Annotated in this window: 15 protein-coding genes; 4 read left to right on the plus strand and 11 right to left on the minus strand. The window is 67.0% G+C overall.

Annotation, left to right across the window (positions count from 1 at the left end):
* Positions 1-27 precede the first annotated feature (27 nt).
* Positions 28-1026 carry an LLM class flavin-dependent oxidoreductase gene (locus IFT71_RS17650; RefSeq protein ID WP_192142584.1) on the plus strand — a complete coding sequence of 333 codons (999 nt, stop codon included), beginning with the start codon at positions 28-30 and terminating at the stop codon, positions 1024-1026.
* Here the strand turns inward: IFT71_RS17650 and IFT71_RS17655 are convergent, their stop codons facing one another.
* The 3 genes from IFT71_RS17655 to IFT71_RS17665 form a co-directional block, all read right to left on the minus strand.
* Positions 1027-2337: a sensor histidine kinase gene (locus IFT71_RS17655; RefSeq protein ID WP_031440086.1), complete on the minus strand. Its 1311-nt coding sequence runs from the start codon at positions 2335-2337 to the stop codon at positions 1027-1029.
* Positions 2338-2437: 100 nt separating this feature from the next.
* Positions 2438-3103, minus strand: a complete 666-nt coding sequence (locus tag IFT71_RS17660; protein WP_031393490.1) for a response regulator transcription factor — start codon at positions 3101-3103, stop codon at positions 2438-2440.
* A gap of 34 nt (positions 3104-3137) precedes the next feature.
* Positions 3138-3485 carry a hypothetical protein gene (locus tag IFT71_RS17665; RefSeq protein ID WP_236559110.1) on the minus strand — a complete coding sequence of 116 codons (348 nt, stop codon included), beginning with the start codon at positions 3483-3485 and terminating at the stop codon, positions 3138-3140.
* Between the two features lie 86 nt (positions 3486-3571).
* On the opposite strand from IFT71_RS17665, the gene IFT71_RS17670 reads away from it, so the two are divergent.
* Positions 3572-5347: an ABC-F family ATP-binding cassette domain-containing protein gene (locus IFT71_RS17670; protein ID WP_192142586.1), complete on the plus strand. Its 1776-nt coding sequence runs from the start codon at positions 3572-3574 to the stop codon at positions 5345-5347.
* An 87-nt stretch (positions 5348-5434) separates the two neighbouring features.
* The gene (locus IFT71_RS17675; protein ID WP_031393487.1) at positions 5435-5689 is read left to right on the plus strand and encodes a hypothetical protein; all 255 of its coding nucleotides are present in this window, start codon (positions 5435-5437) and stop codon (positions 5687-5689) included.
* A gap of 42 nt (positions 5690-5731) precedes the next feature.
* On the opposite strand, the gene IFT71_RS17680 is transcribed toward IFT71_RS17675, so the two are convergent.
* From IFT71_RS17680 to IFT71_RS17700, 5 genes are read right to left on the minus strand one after another with little or no spacing between them, the layout of a single operon-like run.
* Positions 5732-6541, minus strand: coding sequence for an ATP-binding protein (locus tag IFT71_RS17680; protein WP_192142588.1), 810 nt, complete (start codon positions 6539-6541; stop codon positions 5732-5734).
* A 38-nt stretch (positions 6542-6579) separates the two neighbouring features.
* Positions 6580-8595, minus strand: coding sequence for a tetratricopeptide repeat protein (locus IFT71_RS17685; RefSeq protein ID WP_192142590.1), 2016 nt, complete (start codon positions 8593-8595; stop codon positions 6580-6582).
* Positions 8588-9967 (minus strand): PEP-CTERM-box response regulator transcription factor, encoded by a 1380-nt coding sequence (gene prsR, locus IFT71_RS17690; RefSeq protein ID WP_192142592.1) that lies wholly within the window; start codon positions 9965-9967, stop codon positions 8588-8590. The genes IFT71_RS17685 and prsR overlap by 8 nt, the downstream gene beginning before the upstream one ends.
* Positions 9964-12024, minus strand: coding sequence for an XrtA/PEP-CTERM system histidine kinase PrsK (gene prsK, locus IFT71_RS17695; protein WP_192142594.1), 2061 nt, complete (start codon positions 12022-12024; stop codon positions 9964-9966). The genes prsR and prsK overlap by 4 nt, the downstream gene beginning before the upstream one ends.
* Positions 12025-12031: 7 nt before the next feature.
* Positions 12032-13420 (minus strand): TIGR03013 family XrtA/PEP-CTERM system glycosyltransferase, encoded by a 1389-nt coding sequence (locus IFT71_RS17700; protein WP_192142596.1) that lies wholly within the window; start codon positions 13418-13420, stop codon positions 12032-12034.
* Between the two features lie 161 nt (positions 13421-13581).
* Between IFT71_RS17700 and IFT71_RS17705 the strand changes: the two genes are divergently transcribed.
* A complete protein-coding gene (locus IFT71_RS17705; RefSeq protein WP_192142598.1) occupies positions 13582-14658 on the plus strand; it encodes a mannose-1-phosphate guanylyltransferase/mannose-6-phosphate isomerase in 1077 nt (358 codons plus the stop codon).
* Positions 14659-14856: 198 nt separating this feature from the next.
* Here IFT71_RS17705 and groL read toward each other — a convergent pair whose 3' ends face one another.
* From groL to IFT71_RS17720, 3 genes are all read right to left on the minus strand, one after another.
* Positions 14857-16503 (minus strand): chaperonin GroEL, encoded by a 1647-nt coding sequence (groL, locus tag IFT71_RS17710; RefSeq protein WP_031394280.1) that lies wholly within the window; start codon positions 16501-16503, stop codon positions 14857-14859.
* Positions 16504-16606: 103 nt separating this feature from the next.
* Positions 16607-16894: a co-chaperone GroES gene (gene groES, locus IFT71_RS17715; RefSeq protein ID WP_031394281.1), complete on the minus strand. Its 288-nt coding sequence runs from the start codon at positions 16892-16894 to the stop codon at positions 16607-16609.
* Positions 16895-17020: 126 nt separating this feature from the next.
* Positions 17021-18427 (minus strand): MATE family efflux transporter, encoded by a 1407-nt coding sequence (locus tag IFT71_RS17720; RefSeq protein WP_342212691.1) that lies wholly within the window; start codon positions 18425-18427, stop codon positions 17021-17023.
* Positions 18428-18566: the final 139 nt, after the last annotated feature.

Raw genomic sequence — 18566 nt, forward strand, 5'->3', positions numbered from 1 at the left:
CTACCGCTCGGTACCTATATCCGATGCATGACACGCTATTCCCTGCTCGATCTCGTCCCCGTCGTCCAAGGCGGCACCGTTTCACAGTCGCTCGCTAATGCGGCCGATCTTGCACGCCATGCCGAGAGCGTCGGATTCCAGCGTTACTGGGTTGCCGAACATCACGGCATGACCGGTATCGCCTCCGCCGCCACTGCGGTCGTGATCGCGCATATCGCCGCCGCGACCAATACGATCCGCGTCGGATCGGGCGGCATCATGCTCCCGAACCACGCCCCGCTGGTGATCGCCGAGCAGTTCGGGACGCTCGACGCGCTGTTCCCCGGCCGGATCGACCTGGGTCTCGGCCGCGCGCCCGGCTCGGACCAGAGGGTGGCCCGCGCGATGCGCCGCACGCTCGAAACCGACGCCAACGCCTTCCCGCAGGACGTGATGGAACTGCAGAGCTATTTCGCCAATGACGGCCAGACCGGGATCGTCGCGACGCCGGGCGCGGGCGCGGATGTCGAGATGTGGATTCTCGGCTCCAGCACCTTCGGCGCGCAGCTCGCCGCCGCACTCGGCCTGCCCTATGCCTTTGCCTCGCATTTCGCGCCCGATGCGCTCGATGCCGCACTCGCCATCTATCGTCGCGATTTCCGCCCCTCGGCGCGGCTGGCAAAGCCGCACGTCATGGCGGGGTTCAATGTCTTTGCCGCGGATACCGACGCCGAGGCCGAATTGCTCGCCAGTTCGCAGCAACAGTCGTTCGTCGCGCTGCGCACCGGTAATCCGCGCCAGTTGCCGCCGCCGGTCGCGGGCTATCGCGAATCGCTCGGCGCGCAGGGCAATCAGATTCTCGACCATGTCCTGCAATGCTCGGCCGTGGGCAGCCCGGCCAAGGTCGCGCGCGGGATCGCTGCGTTCGTCGAGCGTACCGGCGTCGACGAGGTGATGGTGACGAGTGCGATCTACGATCACGAAGCCCGCAAGCGGAGCCTGTCGATCACCGCCGACGTGATGCAGGAGTTGAAGATCGCGGCCTGATCAGCTCGCGGCGGGGAGCCTCAGGCGGACCATGAGTCCGCCGAGGTCCTCGCTCTCCTCGAGCCCGACTGTGCCCTCGTAGATCTCGGCGACGTCGCGGACGATCGCGAGCCCGAGACCCGTACCCGGCTTGCCCGTATCGAGCCGCACACCGCGGTCGAAGATGCGGACGCGCTGCTCCTCGGGAATCCCGACGCCGTCGTCCTCGACCAGGAACTCGACGAACCCGGCCTGCGCGCCGACCGTCACGAAGACGCTGCCACCGCCATATTTCGCGGCGTTCTCGATCAGATTGCCGAGCATCTCGTCGAGATCCTGGCGTTCGACATGAACCTTGAGCGTCTTGTCCCCGGTAATGTCGATGCGGACATGCCGATACAGACGAGCGACAGCACGTTCGACCGATTCGAGGCTCGGCCAGACATCGGCCCGGCTATGCGCCGAACCGCGCCGGCCGACCGCACGCGCACGCGCGAGGTGATGATCGACCTGGCGCCGCATCGTCCGCGCTTCACGAATGACGGTATCGGCCAGATCGTCCGATTGCGCGGTCGCGGCGTTCATGATCACGGTCAGCGGGGTCTTCAGCGCATGCGCGAGATTGCCCGCATGCCGTCGCGCTTCCTCGGCCTGGCGTTCGTTATGCTCGATCAGCGCGTTCAGTTCCTCGACCATCGGCGCGACCTCGATCGGCATCGCGCTGCCCACCCGGTTGGATTGGCCGGCGCGCATCCGCGCAATCTCCTCGCGGACACGGCGCAGCGGCCAGAGTCCGTAGAACGTCTGCATCGCGGCCATGATGATCAGGCCGAGCCCAAGCAGCGCGAAGCTGCGAACCAGCGTGCGCCGCAGCGTCGTGATCTGCGCATCGAGCCCTTCGCGAGCCTGCGCGACCTGGAAGCGCCAGTGGATCTTCGATCCGGGCAGGACGACGTCGCGTTCGACGACCCGCAGCGATTCGTCGCGAAACTGTTTGCTGTCGTAGAAATGCACGTTCAGATCGTCATGCGACGACCCGAACGCCAGCCGTCGGTCCCAGAGCGAGCGTGATGGGAAATCCTCGCGCCCCCGGCCCGATACCTGCCAATACAGGCCGGAACCGGGCTCCAGAAACCGCTGGTCGGCGGCGGCTTCGCGCGTGAAGATCACCTCGCCCTCGGGCCCGATCTCGGACGAGCTCAGCAGCGAGCGGAGGACATACTCCAGCTGGTCGTCGAAATTGCGCGTCACCGCGCTCGACAGGACACGGTCGAGCGCGAACCCGCCCGCCCCCAACAGCACCGTGATCCACACCGCGGCGATCAGGATCATGCGTCCCGACAGCGATCCCTTTGCCCGGGCCTGCACGTGAAGCGGCAGGTCGGCAGCCAGCGGGGGCGTGTTCATCAGCTATCCGGCGCAATCATGTCGGTCAGGCGTCGGGATCTTCGAGGCTGTAGCCAAGCCCGCGGATCGTCGTGATCACGTCCTGACCCAGCTTCTTGCGGATACGCGTCACGAACACCTCGATCGTGTTCGAATCGCGATCGAAATCCTGGTCGTAGATATGCTCGATCAATTCGGTGCGGCTGACGACCTTGCCCTTGTGATGCAACAGATAGCTCAGCAGCTTATACTCCTGCGCGGTCAGCTTCACCGGCTCGCCCGCACGCGTCACCTTGCCGCTGCGCGTGTCGAGGCGGATGTCGCCGGCGGTCAGCTCGGACGAGGCATTGCCGCTCGCGCGGCGGATGAGCGCCCGCAGACGCGCGATCAGTTCCTCGCTCTGGAACGGCTTGGCGACATAGTCGTCCGCACCCGCATCGAGCCCGGCGACCTTGTCCGACCAGCTGTCGCGCGCGGTCAGCACCAGGACGGGCATGACCTTGCCCTCCTTGCGCCAGCGGTCGAGCACGGTAAGGCCGTCGATCTCGGGCAGGCCGAGGTCGAGCACGACGGCATCGTAATTCTCGGTCGAACCCAGGAAATGCCCCTCCTCGCCATCGACCGCGAGGTCGATCGCATAGCCGGCGCCCTCGAGGGTATTCTTGAGCTGAGCCCCGAGATTCGGCTCGTCCTCGACGATCAGAACGCGCATGATAATCCTCTCGCTTGAATTGCTCGCGGCCAGGCTACTGGCCGGTGCGGCCGATGATCTGGCCAGTCCGGCCATCGACGTCGACCCAGATCACATTGCCATTGCGCAGGAACTTCAGCGTGTAAATGCCGCTGCCCGCATCATAGTCGAAGCCAAGATACTGCGCGCCCTGCATCATCGGCATCACCCGCGCCTCGATCTCGCGCAGCGACAGCGACCGGCCGGTCCTGCGCGCTTCGAAGGCGGAACGCTGGTCGCCGTGCCGCTGATCGGGCGCCTGCGCCACCGCAACGCCCGCCGCCAGCGGCGTCAGCATCGGGAAAGCAGCAAGAGTTGTCAGGAACAGCAGCATCTTCATGGAGGTGGCATAGGCCCGGCGCATTGAACAGCCTGTGAATGAGGGCGACAGCAGGACGACAGCATAGTGTAACTTGCCTGCATCACCCGGCGACCCTAGGTGACCCGGACATGGCAGCACCTATTCTCGCATTCGAAGGCCTCGGCCTTGTCCAGGGTTCTGGATGGCTTTTTCGCAACCTCGACATCCATATCGGTCCGCGCGATCGCCTCGCGCTGATCGGCCGCAACGGCGCGGGCAAGACGACCTTGCTCAAGCTGCTCGGCGGCAGCATCGAGGGCGATGAGGGCCGCCGGACGATCGTCCCGGGTACCCGGGTCGTCATTCTCGAGCAGGAGCCCGACCTGCGCGGCTTCGCGACCTTGCGCGACTATGTGATGGGCGGCGACGACGCACCGGTCAGCTACGAAGCCGATTCGATCGCCGACCAGCTCGGCATCGACTTGTCGCGCGAAGCCGCATCCGCCTCGGGTGGCGAGCGCCGCCGCGCCGCGATCGTCCGCGCGCTGGCGCAGGACCCCGACGTGCTGCTGCTCGACGAGCCGACCAACCATCTCGACATCGGCGCAATCGAATGGATCGAGGACTGGCTCAAGCGCTTCCGCGGCGCGTTCGTCGTGATCAGCCATGACCGTACCTTCCTGACGCGTCTCACCAAGCAGACCCTGTGGCTCGATCGCGGCGCGATCCGCCGCGCCGAGGTTGGGTTTGGCGGGTTCGAGGCGTGGACTGAACAGGTCTATGCCGAGGAACAGCGCCAGGCCGAAAAGCTCGACGCGCGCCTGAAGCTGGAGGAGCATTGGCTGCTTCGCGGCGTCACCGGGCGGCGCAAGCGCAACCAGGGACGCTTGACCAAGCTGCACGAGATGCGCGCCGAACGCGCCTCGATGATCGGGCCGCAGGGTTCGGCCAACCTCGTCACCAGCAGCGACGACACCAAGTCGAAGGTGGTGATCGACGCCAAGAACGTCACCAAGGCGTATGGGGACCGGACGATCATCGGCGACCTGACGCTGCGCGTGACGCGCGGCGACCGGATTGGTATCGTCGGCCGCAACGGCGCGGGCAAGTCGACGCTGTTGAAGCTGTTGACCGGCGAGATCCAGCCCGACAGCGGCTCGATCAAGCTCGCCCAGACGCTCGACGCGGTCGTGATCGACCAGCAGCGCAGCCTGATGGCGCCTGAAAAGACGGTCCGCGAGGTCGTCGTCGATGGCGGCGAATGGATCGACGTGCTCGGTGTGCGCAAGCATATCCACGGCTATCTGAAGGAGTTCCTGTTCGACCCGAACATGGTCGACGCCAAGATCGGGTCGCTATCGGGTGGCGAGCGATCGCGACTGCTGCTGGCGCGCGAATTCGCCAAGCCGTCGAACCTGCTCGTGCTCGACGAGCCGACCAACGATCTCGACCTCGAAACGCTCGACCTGCTGCAGGAGGTGATCGGCGATTATGACGGCACCGTCCTGATCGTCAGCCATGATCGCGACTTTCTCGACCGGACGGTGACGATCACGCTCGGGCTCGACGGATCCGGAACCGTCGATGTCGTCGCCGGCGGATACGAGGACTGGGAAAAGCGCCGTGCGACCCAGACCAGCGGCAAGCGGGCCTCGAAGAAGGTCGCAGCGACCGCGCCGCCGCCCCCCGCGCCGCGTGCGAAACTGACCTACAAGGATCAGCGCGATTATGAGTTGCTCCCCAAGCGGATCGAGGCGCTCGACGCCCAGATCGCGAGCGATGCCGCAAAGCTTGCTGCGCCGAACCTGTACATGCGCGACAATGCAACCTTCGCCAGGCTGACCGCCGCGATCGAGGCGGCGCGCGCCGAAAAGGAGGCTGCGGAACTCCGCTGGCTCGAACTGGCTGAGCAGGTTGGCGAATAGCGGCAGCTAAACCGCTCTGAACCATTTGGAACTTGACACATGTTACCGCGTTGCAGCATCCCGCCATTGTACGTTTTGGAGAGTCTTATGAAGCTGAAGAACCTGACCGGTAGCGCGCTCGCTATCGCTATGATGTCCACGTCGGTTGCAGCCGTTGCTGCGCCTGCCAACCCTGCGTCGAGCCTGTCGGTTTCGAAGGCACGCGTCGGTTCGGCAACGACCGGCAAGAACAAGGCTGCAGGCGCTGGCGTTATCGCCGGCCTGATCGCCGCTGGCGTCGTTGCGATTGGCGTTGTCGCCATCGTCAAGGACGACAACGACAACGATTCGGACAGCAACTAAGCTGTTCTGAGGGTCGGCGCTTCGGCGCCGGCCCTTTTTACGTTATTTGCTGATCGCGCGCCGGGACCGCCCCGCTAGATCAACGATATACTGCCAGGCAACACGCCCGGAACGACTTCCCCGCTGCGTTGCCCATGTCAGGGCCTCGTCGGGCTGAAATGGCAGATCGTGCAGCGCCGCATAGCCCTCGACGATTGCCAGATAGCCGTCCTGATCGACGGCATGAAACCCCAGACTGAGTCCGAACCGATCTGCCAGCGCGAGCTGGTCGTCAATCGAATCGCGTGGATTGATGGCACTTTCCTGTTCGGCGATATCGCGTGGCGCCAGATGCCGGCGGTTCGCCGTCACGGCCAGACGCACATTGGCGGGACGCGGCTCCGCGCCGCCTTCAAGCACCGATCGCAGCACGCGCGCCTCGGACGAAGTATCGATGCCGAGATCGTCGACGAAGACGATGAAGGCGCGATCGACAGGTGCCAGCATCGCGAACAGGCCCGGCAGCGCGGTCATGTCGGCGATCTCGATCAGCGCGACATTGCCCTGTTCGGCCTGGACCGCGGCGACAACGCTTTTCACCAGCGCCGATTTACCGGTACCGCGCGCGCCCCATAGCAGGACGTCATGCGCCGCGTGACCGCTGGCGACACGCCGGACCATCTCCAGCAGCAGATGCTTCTGCCGATCGATGCCGATCAGCAGATCGAGCGGCAGCGGGGCGAAACCGCGGATCGGGACAAGCGCCCGGTTGCGCCACACATAGGCGGGAAACGCCAGACAGTCCGCTACTGGCGGCGGCGGCGGCGAGAGGCGTTCGAGGGCGGCGGCGATCCTGTCGAGCGGGTCGGTCATCGCGCGGTCATGACGGCACCGCCGCCGTGCGACAAGGTCTAACGGAGCTCGGCGAGATGGCTGGCGATGGCGCGATCCCCGGGGGCCAGCGCCACCGCCTTGGTCAGCACCTGCCGCGCACCGTCCAGCTTGCCCACGCCCGCCAGCGCGATGCCATAGGCGTCGGTCGCCGCTGCATTCATCGGCGCAAGCGCATGGGCCGCGCGCGCATAGCGAAGCGCAGCCGTATCTGCGCCGTCACGCGGCGCCGCCCCGGCATAGGCGCGCGCGAGATCGGTCAGCAGCCCCGCGTCACGATTGCCGATCCGCCGGCGCACCGCTTCGAGCGTATCGATCGCCGCGGTCCAGTTGCCCGCCATCACGTGCCAATGGCCAAGGATTCGCTGGCCGGTCAGGCTCTGCGGATTTTGCGAAAGATACAGGGCCAGCGCGGTCGATGCCTCGCGTTGGCGCGAGACCCGGCTCAGCGCGTCGACCAGGCGCAGCATCGTCGGTTCGTCGAAGCTGAGATCCGCAGCACGCGCATAAAGCGGTGCAGCGTCCGCGTAACGCCCCGCCACCGCGAAGGTGTCGCCCAGCGTCGACTGGGCGGCGGGCGCGCCGGGGCTTGCCCGCGCAAGGTTGCGGGCGCGGGCAAGCGCATCACCCGGCGCGCGCGCTTGAATCCGGCCGCGAATCACCGCCAGCAGAGCGCCCGGATCCCCCGGAACCTGCAGGATCGCCGCGTCGAGCGTGCCGACCTGATCGTCGATCGCGAAGGCCGTCGCCATCCCGGTGGCACCGCGGTTTGCGCGATCGAGATCCTGCGCCACACCCTCGCGCTCACGGTCCGTCGTTGCGGTGGCGGCTGCCGCACGCGCGAAAAGCACGAGCGCATAGCTGTCGGCGTCCGCACGGGTGACGATCGGCCTCAGCACCTCCCGCGCCCCGCGCGGATCACCCGACCGCAGCAACGCGGCGCCCAACAGCCGGCGCACGCTGACGTTGAGCGGCTGTTGCCGCGCGAGACCGCGCCACATCGCGCCGGCCTGTTCGAACCGCCCCTCGGCATAGTCGAGCACACCGCTGAGCAGGATCGCACCGGGCATGCTGTCGATCGCCCCGCCAGTCTTCTGGAGCAACCCGCGCGCGAGTTCGGTCCGGCCCGCGCGCGCCGCGAGCACCGCCTGGAGATACAGCGCCTGCGGGCTGCCGGGTCGCGCCCGCTGCGCGCGTCGCGTCGCCGCCAGCATGGCGCGATACCGCCCGGCATCACCGAGCGTGGCGGCATATTCGATCAGCGCCGGATGATAATAGGCATCGCGTGCAAGCGCGCGCTCGAACCAGGGGAGTGCTGCGACCAGGCCGTACCGCCGGCGGACAATTTCGCCCTGCAACGTCAGCGCCGCGGGCTCATCCGGCAACAGCGCGACCGCGCGCGTCGCAGCATCCGCGGCGGTACCGACATCGCCGATAGCCAGCGCCACGCGACCGAGCGCAGTCCAGTTGCGCCCGTCGCGAGGCTGCTCTGCCACCAGGCGGCCAAGATCAACGCGGGCTGCAGCGCCGTTGCCGAGCAGTGCCAGCGCGGCGGCGCGGATGCGGCGAGCATAGGCGGCCTGGCGCGGTGCGGCGCGGTCGGCCGCCTCGATCGCACCGACCGGGTCATTCTGGAGCAGCCGCGCCTGCGCCTGGAACGGGTAGAGCGTGGCGATCGCGATGCCTGCATCGCGCGCGCGGGTCAGTTCGGCCTCGGCTGCGAGCCCGTCTCCCAGTTCGAGCAGGGCGCGTGCAAGGACCACATGCGCAGGCCCGTTCGACGGCGCCGCCGCGATCGCCGCCTGCGCATTGGACCGGGCCGCGCTGTAATTGCCCGACTGCAGCGTGATCCGCGCGTCGCGGAGCAAGCGTCGCGCATCGGGGGGATCGCGCCGCAGCGTCAGCAGCGTCGCCGTCCCCGCGACCGCCACCACGAGCAGCGCGATCGCCAGCAGACGGGCATGGCTCCGCGTGAACACACGCCGTCGCCGCGGTGCGCGTCTGCGGCGCAACAGCGGATATCGCGGGTCACGCATGGAGATCATAGCTTTTGAGCAGATCGTACAGCGTCGGCCGGCTGATCCCGAGCAGCTTGGAGGCGCTCGAGATATTGCCCCCGGCACGGCTCAGCGCGCGACGGATCGCCTTGCGATCCGCCACCTCCCGCGCCGCCCGCAGGTTGAGCCCATCGGCCGTGTCGGCGGTACCGCCGAGGTCGAGATCGGCAGCGGTAATCAGCTTGCCGTCGGCCATGATCACCGCGCGCTTGATCCGGTTTTCGAGCTCGCGAACATTGCCCGGCCAGCTCCAGCCATCGATCGCCGCGCGCGCATCAGGGGCGAGGCCGGTCACGCCCGCATTCATCGTCCTGGCGTACTTCGCCAGAAAATGCCGCGCGAGCAGCGCCGCGTCGCCGCTGCGCTCTGCTAATGAGGGGATCCGCACGACGATTTCCGCCAGCCGATAATAGAGATCCTCGCGGAACCGGCCCGTCGCGACCATCGCGTCGACATCCTGATGCGTCGCGCAGACGATCCGCGTGTCGACCGGGATCGCCTTGCGGCCGCCGACCCGCTCGATCACTCGTTCCTGCAGGAACCGCAACAGTTTGACCTGCAGCGTCAGCGGCACGTCGCCGATCTCGTCGAGGAACAGCGTGCCGCCTGCCGCCTGCTCGATCTTGCCTTCGGTGGTCTTGATCGCGCCGGTGAATGCCCCCTTTTCATGACCGAACAGCTCGCTTTCGAGCAAGGTCTCGGGAATCGCCGCGCAGTTGATCGCGACGAACCGGCCCCGCGCGCGCGGCGACGCATCATGGATGCCGCGCGCGAGCACTTCCTTGCCCGTGCCGCTCGCGCCCAGCAGCATCACCGCCACATTGGCGGGCGCGACCCGTTCGAGCGTCCGCGTCACCAGCGCCATTTCGGGCGAGGCAGCGGTCACGCCGCCAAATCCCGTCCCGCTCGCTGCTACCCGCGCCGCAAGCCGCCGGTTCTCCGCCTCGAGGCCATGGACGTGGAACGCACGTGCGACGATCATCCCGAGCACGTCGATATCGATCGGTTTGGCATAGAAATCCCACGCCCCCTCCGCGATCGCGGTCAGCGCGCTTTCGCGGGCGCCGTGCCCGGACGCGATAATCACCTTGGTATCGGGTTTCAGCGCGAGGATTTCGCGCAGTGTCGCAAAGCCTTCGGTGACGCCGTCGGGATCGGGTGGCAGGCCGAGATCGAGCGTGACGACGGCGGGTTCGTGCGCACGAACCGCTTCGATCGCGGTGGCGCGGTCGCTGGCGACGACAATCTCATAGCCCTCATACGCCCAGCGCAGCTGTCGCTGCAGCCCGAGATCGTCCTCGACGATCAGAAGCACCGGGCGCGCCTCCACAGGGGATGCCGATGCGCTCATGCCGCCGCCTCCATCGCATCGGCCGCCGGCAACGATATGCGGAACCGCGTCCCCTCACCTTCCCGGCTGAAGACATCGAGCGATCCGCCCATCGCCTCGACCAGTTGCAGTGCTTCGAACGCGCCGATCCCGAACCCCAGCGGCTTGGACGAGGCGAACGGCCGGAACAGCTGATGGCGGACGAAAGCAGGGCTCATCCCGGACCCCTGGTCGATCACGTCGATCGCGATGGTCGCGCCGTTTGCCGTGACCGCGACGACGATCGAAGCGTCGCGGTCGCTCGCTTCGATCGCGTTCTGGATCAGGTGGCCGAGCACCTGTTCGAGCCGTGCCGCCTGCGCCCGGGCGAGCACCTGTCCGGTTGCCTGTGCCGCGATCGGATGCTGTGCGCGACGCGCGCCGACGACGCGGTTGACCAGCGCTGCGACATCGACCGGCTGGAACGGCTCGCTGGGGGCCGCGTGCGTTTGTGAAAGCCGGGCGAGCAGCGCATTCATGCGATCGGCGGAGTCCTGGAGTGTGGCGACCATGTCGACGCGGAACGCCGGATTGTCGGCGTGACGCTCTGCGTTGCGCGCGACCAGCGTCAACTGGCTGACGAGATTCTTGATGTCGTGCAGGATGAACGCGAAGCGGCGGTTGAACTCGTCGAACCGCTGCGCGTCCGCGAGCGCGGCATGCGCGCGGTCCTCGGCAAGGTAGCTCGCCGCCTGCCGGCCCGCGACCCGCAACAGGTCGAAATCCTCCCAGTCCAGCGCGCGATCGACCGGCGGACGGGCGAGGATGATCGCGCCGACCAGTGCACCGCCATGCACCAAAGGGACGATCGCCCAGGCCACGGGGCATGCGCTGAGCCAGTGCGGCACGCTAGCGCTCTCCTCCGCCGGCGCCGTGCCGCGCCGTACGGGGTCAAGTTCGATGATCCGCGGGCTGAGACGAAGACGCTCGGCCAGCGCCCGATCCGACATCGGCGCCGGCGCCGTCGTCATCTCCCAGTTCCAGGCGGCGGCGCTGCTCATGCCCAGACCGTCGGGGACCAGCAAGAGACCGCCCGGGCTGTCGGTCAGGTCCGCCACCGCCTTCACGATCCGTCCGTCGAGCGGCGCGGCGCCGTCGCCCGGTGCGCCCAGCGTCTCGGTAAAACGCTGCCACTCTGCGCGATAGTCATAGCGATGGCGAAACAGGTGCTTGGCGATCTTCACCTTCGCCCATGCGCGCAGCCACGACGTGGCCAGCAGCCCGAACAGCGCAGCGGTCGCACCGCAGATGATCGCGGTCTGGATCAGCCGCGCGTGATCGCCGCCATAGGCGTCGGCGACGCTGGTCGCGACGGCGGTGATCCCGACATAGCTGATCACCGCGATCGCGGCGAGCGACCGGGTGGCGACGCGACGCGACACCGCGAACGTCCAGTCGCCGCGACGGGTGACCGCAACGAGCAGGAGCAGCGCCATGCCGATCATCGCGACACCGCGTACGGCAACGATCACAGGCGTCCAGCGCGGCGCGACATAGGCGCTGACAGCCAGCAGCAGATCGACGCTCCACATGATCGTGACCGCGACCACGACCAGACGCCCGCCGTGCCACGCCGCGTCGGGCGGGGCCCGTGCTGCCTGATGCAGATGATGGACCAGCACCAGCGCGCTGATCGCCACCATCATCCCGAACACGAGCCGTGCCGATTCGGTCTGTGCCTGCGCATCGGCATCCATCGGCACCAGTTCGACGACCGCGAGCAGCGCGCCGATCACCGCGATCGCTACGACGGTGCCATAGACCGCACCCAGCGCACGATTGCCGGTGCGTTCCCGGCGTACGAGCGCGAACATGAAGCCGAGCCAGGCGATGGAGCGCGCGCTCTCGGCGATCCGGGTGCTGACATCGCGAAAGTCTATGCCCGACACGGCCAGCGCCCAGAGCGTCGTCAGGACGAGCGGGCCGACAAAGGCCGCGTTCGACCAGCCGCCGGCCGGCCGCTGCGCCTGCCTGAACACGAGCGCGCCGAACAGCAGCGCGGCCAGTGCGTGCGTCCACAGGATCAGCAGCGCGATCATGCCACGTTCAGCGCGCGCCGGTCGGCCACAGGACGACCCGGAGCGTCTGCAGAAGGATCAGCATGTCGAGGAAGGGCGAATAATTCTTGGCGTAATACAGATCATATTCGAGCTTGTGCCGCGCATCCTCGATCGATGCGCCGTAAGGATAGTTGATCTGCGCCCAGCCCGTGATGCCCGGCTTCACCATGTGACGCTCGGCATAATAGGGCAGATGGGTCTCGAGTTCGTCGACGAATTGCGGCCGTTCGGGGCGCGGACCGACAAAGCTCATCTCGCCGCGGAGCACGGTCCAGGTCTGCGGCAGTTCGTCGATGCGGACCTTGCGGATGAAGCGGCCGATCCGCGTGATCCGGGGATCGTCCTCCGCCGCCCAGACCGCCTTGCCCGCGACCTCGGCATCCTGCCGCATCGAGCGGAGCTTCAGGATGTCGAACCCCTGATTGTACAGGCCGACGCGCCGCTGACGATAGAAGGCGGGGCCGCGCGACTCGATCTTGATCGCAAGCGCGGTGACCAGGATGATCGGCAGCGTGACCGCAAGCAGGATCAGGCTGGCGACGATGTCGAACGCGCGCTTGAACACGCTCGACAGCATCCGGCCGCTGGCGAAACCGTCGGAGAAGATCAGCCAGGACGGATTGACGCTGTTGAGATCGATCCGCCCGGTTTCGCGTTCGAGAAAGGTCGAAATCTCGATGACCTGGACGCCGGTCGTGCGGACACGGAGCAGATCCTTGAGCGGCAGCGCGTTACGCCGTTCCTCGAGCGCGAGGACGACTTCGCCTGCGTTCAGGTCGACGATATGCGCCGCCAGGTTCGGGATGTCGGCGCGGGGAATCGCACCGTCGACCACCGCCTCCGCCTCGCCCATCGCGACGAAGCCCGCCGCGACGAAGTTGATCCCGGGCTGTTGCGAGAGCGCGAGGATGCGTGCGGCACGATGGCCCGCACCGAGCACGACGATCCGTCGCTTGAACGTGTCGCCGCCCAGAGCGCGGCCGAGCACCGCGCGGACCGTCACCAGCAGGACTGCGGCGATCAGCGTCGCATAGAGCAGGTTGGACCGCCAGAAGGTGAGCGCGGGGACCAGGAAGAAGATCAGCGACTGGAAGATCACGCCGAGCGAGAAGGCGACCGCGAGCCGCGCGGCGGCGAACCGCAGCGACAGGAAGGAGGCAACACCATAGGCGCCGACCGCGACCAGCGCGATCTGCAACGCCGCGGCGAAGGTCGCGAGCTGGAGCACGCGCGTGTGGATCGGCTCGACCGCCATGCCGATCTGATGCGCGCGGACCACCCACCCGATCTCCCCCGCCACGACCAGCAACACGGCGTCGACGATGCCGAGCAGCAGCACCGCATAGGGGACATAGTGTTTGAAGAGCCTGATCATCGTTCGGCGGGATCCCGACAGGGTGACTGTAAACGCACCCGACACCTAGCTGTCTCTTTGCACCAATTCGCAAACAAAGGCTGAAGACCGCGCGCTGGCGGGGTGGTTTGCGATTGGAAGTCCCGGATTGGTCGTTATACGGTCTCCCGAGTGGAGGTCGCATGACAGTTCGAACGATTATACCCGTGATTCTGTCCGGCGGTTCCGGCACCCGGCTGTGGCCGATGTCGCGTCCCGAGATGCCCAAGCAGATGCTCGCGCTGACCGCGGAGCAGACCATGTTGCAGCTGACCGCAGGCCGCGCGCAGGGCGAACGCTTCGCCGCGCCGATCGTCGTCGCCAACGCCGCGCATGCCAATCTGGTCGAAGCGCAGCTGGCAGACGCAGGCGCCGAGGCACAGGCGCTGATCCTCGAGCCGATGGGCCGCAACACCGCGCCCGCGATCGCACTGGCGGCGATCGCCGCGGGCGAGACCGGTGCCGGCAGCGGCGACGCGCTGCTCGTCATGCCATCCGATCACGTCATCGCCGACCTGCCCGCCTTCCACGCCGCGATCGCCGCGGCGCTGCCGATGGTCGCGCAGGGCTGGCTGGTGACGTTCGGCATCGCCCCCGACGCGCCTGAAACCGGCTATGGCTGGATCCAGGTCGGCGAGGAGCTGGCCGCGGGTGTCCACCGCGTCGCGCGCTTCGTTGAGAAGCCGCCGCTCGACAAGGCGGAGGCGATGCTGGCTTCGGGCGATCATGCCTGGAATGGCGGCATCTTCCTGTTCTGCGCCGATGCCTATCTTGCTGCCCTTGCGCAGCATGATCCCGGCATCCTGGTCGCGACGACCGATGCGATGAAGCTCGCCCGCCGCGAAGGCACGCGGGTCTATCCCGATGCCGAGGCCTTTGCCGCATCGCCCGATGATTCGATCGACTATGCGGTCATGGAAAAGGCCGACCGCGTTGCGGTGGTGCCGGTGGCGATGGGGTGGAACGACGTCGGCAGTTGGGACGCGTTGCATGCGATCAGCGCGCGCGACGCGGACGGCAATGCGCATCGCGGCGATGGCGATGGCAGCGTGCTGGCGATCGACACTAAGAACTGTCTGGTGCGCAGCGACGGCGTCAAGGTCGCGCTGGTCGGGGTCGAGGACCTGATCGTGGTGGCGAGCGGCAACGACGTGCTGATCATGCCGCGCGGTCGCAGCCAGGAAGTGAAGAAGCTGATCGCAGCGATGAAGAACCGCTGAGGCTTTTTCGCCAATAGTGAGAACGGACAAAGGGCCGGGGATCGCTCCCCGGCCCTTTTGCTTTGGGTCGTCTTGGTCGGAACGGAGGACCGGCAAAGCCGGCCCTTTTCGTCGGACGGGACTGGGGGCTTTCGCCGCCCAGCCCGCCGGCTGTTCTGATCCTGTGTCCGGGGCAGGTTGCCCTGCCCCGGTCCAAGATCAGAAGTCCATGCCGCCCATGCCGCCCATGCCGCCGCCGCCGCCCATGGGCATGGCGGGCTTGTCTTCGGCCATTTCGCTCACAGCCGCTTCGGTCGTGATCAGGAGGCCTGCGACCGATGCCGCGTTCTGCAACGCGGTGCGGACGACCTTGGTCGGATCGATCACGCCGGCTTCCACCAGGTTCTCGTAGGTGTCGGTCGCGGCGTTGAAGCCGATGTTCGAGTCGTTGCCGTCGAGCAGCTTGCCCGAAACCACCGCACCGTCATGACCCGCATTCTGCGCGATCTGGCGAACCAGAGCGGTCAGCGACTTGCGGACGATGTCGATACCGCGCGTCTGGTCTTCGTTCGCACCGGTCAGGCCGTCGAGCACCTTGGTCGCGTAGAGCAAAGCCGTACCACCACCGGGGACGATGCCTTCTTCGACGGCTGCGCGGGTTGCGTGCAGCGCGTCGTCGACGCGGTCCTTGCGCTCCTTGACTTCGACTTCCGACGAACCGCCGACCTTGATCACGGCAACGCCGCCGGCGAGCTTGGCAAGACGCTCCTGGAGCTTCTCCTTGTCATAGTCGCTGGTGGTGTTCTCGATCTGGCGACGGATCGCTTCGGTACGGCCCTTGATCGTCTCGTGATCGCCGGCACCGTCGACGATGACGGTGTTGTCCTTGTCGATCGTGACGCGCTTGGCGGTTCCGAGCATGCCGAGCGTGACGGTCTCGAGCTTGATGCCGAGGTCTTCCGAGATCATCTCGCCCTTGGTCAGGATCGCGATGTCCTCGAGCATCGCCTTGCGACGATCGCCGAAGCCCGGTGCCTTGACCGCTGCGACCTTCAGGCCGCCGCGCAGCTTGTTGACGACGAGCGTGGCGAGAGCCTCACCCTCGATGTCCTCGGCGATGATCAGGAGCGGACGACCCGACTGAACGACGGCTTCCAGGATCGGGAGCATCGCCTGCAGGTTCGACAGCTTCTTCTCGTGGATCAGGATGTAGGGATCCTGAAGCTCGACGGTCATCTTCTCGGGGTTGGTGATGAAGTAGGGCGAGAGATAGCCGCGGTCGAACTGCATGCCTTCGACGACATCGAGCTCGAATTCGAGACCCTTGGCTTCCTCGACGGTGATCACGCCTTCCTTGCCGACCTTCTCCATGGCTTCGGCGATCTTCTCGCCGACTTCACGGTCGCCGTTGGCCGAGATGATACCGACCTGCGCCACTTCCTTCGAACCCGAAACCGGCTTCGAACGCGCCTTGACGTCCTCGACGACCTTGACGACGGCGAGATCGATGCCGCGCTTCAGATCCATCGGGTTCATGCCCGCTGCGACCGACTTCATGCCCTCGCGGACGATGGCCTGCGCCAGGACCGTCGCGGTGGTCGTGCCGTCACCGGCGATGTCGTTGGTCTTCGAGGCCACTTCGCGCAGCATCTGCGCGCCCATGTTCTCGAACTTGTCCTTGAGCTCGATCTCCTTGGCGACGGTGACGCCGTCCTTGGTGATGCGCGGTGCGCCGAAGCTCTTGTCGATGACGACGTTGCGGCCCTTGGGCCCCAGGGTCACCTTGACCGCGTCGGCGAGGATGTCGACGCCGCGGAGGATGCGCTCGCGCGCGTCACGACCGAATTTTACGTCCTTGGAAGCCATGTCAGCTACCCTTTCAAACGAATGTTGTGAATGTTGAGACGAAAACGGTATTTTTGAGCGCGGTCCGGACCAGCCCTAAGGGGCGGTCCAGGCCACGTCGGCGTCAGCCGACGATGCCCAGAATGTCCGATTCCTTCATGATCAGCAGATCTTCGCCGTCGACCTTGACCTCGGTGCCCGACCACTTGCCGAACAGGATCTTGTCGCCAGCCTTGACGTCGAGCGGGGTGATCGTGCCGTTCTCGGCGCGGGTCCCGGTGCCTATGGCGACGACTTCGCCTTCCTGCGGCTTTTCCTTGGCGGTGTCGGGGATGATGATGCCGCCGGCCGTCTTCTCTTCGGCTTCGAGGCGCTTCACCAGCACGCGGTCGTGCAACGGACGAAAGTTCATGGGATCCATGTCCTTTAGGTTTGTGACAGATTTCTGGCACTCGACGATATCGAGTGCCAACAGCCGTCATATGTGCCGCGTCCCCGGCATCGTCAACGGGCGCCCGATCGAAAATCGCGTCAATCGTTACATTCCACGGGTCAGGACGAGCCCCAGCCGATCACGCCGCGACCAGCGCCACAGCAGCAGCACCGACACCACCGCGAGCCCTGCGAACAGCCCCCACCACACGCCCTCGCCCGCAAGCGGCGTGCGGAAGCCGAGCAGGATCGCGGTGCCGAAGCCGATCACCCAATAGCCGAACAGCGCGATCAGCATCGGCGTGCGGGTATCCTGCAACCCGCGCAGCACGCCCGCCGCGACCGCCTGCGCGCCGTCGACGAGCTGGAACACCGCGGCCACGCCGAGGAACCGCAGCGCGAGCGCGACGACGACCGCGTTCTGCGGCAGGTCGGGATCGACATAGACGCCGATCATCAGCCGCGGCACCGCCCAGATCAGCAGTGCGCTGGCCGCCATGAAGCCGATCCCGACGACCAGCGCGACATTGCCCGCGCGGGTGATCCAGACCCGGTCCTGCGCGCCGTACGCCATGCCGACGCGGATCGTCGCCGCCTGCGCGACGCCGAACGGCACCTGAAACGCGACCGCGGCGATGTTGAGCGCGATCGCATGCGCCGCGACCTCCGCAACGCCGATCAGCCCCATCAGCAGCGCCGCGCCGCCGAACAGCGCGCCTTCGAAGATCCAGGTCAGCATGATCGGCGTGCCGAGCCGGACGATCTCGTGAAAGCGCGACCATTCGGTCCGCCACCAGCGGCCGAACAGGTGGAAGCGCCGCAGCCGCCGGTCCGTCGTCAGGATCACGCCGTACGCGATCATCATCACGCCGAGGCTGGCGACGCTGGCGAGCGCCGAGCCCTCCAGCCCGAGCGCGGGGAAGCCGAGATTGCCGAACACCAGCAGCCAGTTGCCCGCGATCCCGACGACTAGCGACAGTCCGGTGACGAGAAACGCCCAGCCCGGCCGGCCGAGCGCCGCCGCCGCGGTGCGCATGACGCCCGCGAGCACGCCGGGCAGCAGCGCAAAGGCGATGATCGTCATGAACCGGCCGGCGCGACGCGCGACCTCCGGGTCCTGGCCGGCGAGCCGCATCAGCGTTTCGCCCTGCGTGAGAATCAGGATGACGGGAAGCGAGCCGAGAATGCCGAGCCACAGCGCCATCCGCACGCTGCGCCGGACCTCGCGCACCGCATGCGCGCGGCGGCCGAGTTCGGCGGCGATCAGCGGCGCCGCCGCGCTGGTCAGCCCGATCAGCGCGAACATCAGCAGATTGAAGACGAACACGCCGAGCGTCGCGGCGGCAAGATCGACCGTGCCGAGCCGCGCGACGAAGATCACGTCGACCGCGGACACCGCCATCTGGATCAGGTTCGCCCCGACCAGCGGCGTGGCGAGCCGCAGCAGCGCGCGAAACTCGGCGCGGGCATCGGCGGGCGCCGGGCCGGTGGCGATGGGAACGGGTTCGATCACCCGGCCGCCCCTAGCGGGATTTGCGGCGTGGGACACCTGGGATCTGTGCGGGGGGTGTGCGGGGGATTGGGGTGGGTCGGGCGCGGGACTGGCTGGCCAATGGATTGGTCCTTTGAGGGCGGCCGGGGTCGCCCCCCCA

Origin of the sequence: Sphingomonas sp. CFBP 13733 (assembly GCF_014841795.1) — a bacterium.
GTDB lineage: Bacteria > Pseudomonadota > Alphaproteobacteria > Sphingomonadales > Sphingomonadaceae > Sphingomonas > Sphingomonas aerolata.

Excerpts from the sequence above, each read along its gene's own strand:
- IFT71_RS17650 (WP_192142584.1), top strand. The coding sequence starts at position 28 with ATGACACGCTATTCCCTGCTCGATCTCGTCCCCGTCGTCCAAGGCGGC.
- IFT71_RS17655 (WP_031440086.1), bottom strand. The coding sequence starts at position 2,337 with ATGATCCTGATCGCCGCGGTGTGGATCACGGTGCTGTTGGGGGCGGGC.
- IFT71_RS17660 (WP_031393490.1), bottom strand. The coding sequence starts at position 3,103 with ATGCGCGTTCTGATCGTCGAGGACGAGCCGAATCTCGGGGCTCAGCTC.
- IFT71_RS17665 (WP_236559110.1), bottom strand. The coding sequence starts at position 3,485 with ATGCGCCGGGCCTATGCCACCTCCATGAAGATGCTGCTGTTCCTGACA.
- IFT71_RS17670 (WP_192142586.1), top strand. The coding sequence starts at position 3,572 with ATGGCAGCACCTATTCTCGCATTCGAAGGCCTCGGCCTTGTCCAGGGT.
- IFT71_RS17675 (WP_031393487.1), top strand. The coding sequence starts at position 5,435 with ATGAAGCTGAAGAACCTGACCGGTAGCGCGCTCGCTATCGCTATGATG.
- IFT71_RS17680 (WP_192142588.1), bottom strand. The coding sequence starts at position 6,541 with ATGACCGACCCGCTCGACAGGATCGCCGCCGCCCTCGAACGCCTCTCG.
- IFT71_RS17685 (WP_192142590.1), bottom strand. The coding sequence starts at position 8,595 with ATGCGTGACCCGCGATATCCGCTGTTGCGCCGCAGACGCGCACCGCGG.
- prsR (WP_192142592.1), bottom strand. The coding sequence starts at position 9,967 with ATGAGCGCATCGGCATCCCCTGTGGAGGCGCGCCCGGTGCTTCTGATC.
- prsK (WP_192142594.1), bottom strand. The coding sequence starts at position 12,024 with ATGATCGCGCTGCTGATCCTGTGGACGCACGCACTGGCCGCGCTGCTG.
- IFT71_RS17700 (WP_192142596.1), bottom strand. The coding sequence starts at position 13,420 with ATGATCAGGCTCTTCAAACACTATGTCCCCTATGCGGTGCTGCTGCTC.
- IFT71_RS17705 (WP_192142598.1), top strand. The coding sequence starts at position 13,582 with ATGACAGTTCGAACGATTATACCCGTGATTCTGTCCGGCGGTTCCGGC.
- groL (WP_031394280.1), bottom strand. The coding sequence starts at position 16,503 with ATGGCTTCCAAGGACGTAAAATTCGGTCGTGACGCGCGCGAGCGCATC.
- groES (WP_031394281.1), bottom strand. The coding sequence starts at position 16,894 with ATGAACTTTCGTCCGTTGCACGACCGCGTGCTGGTGAAGCGCCTCGAA.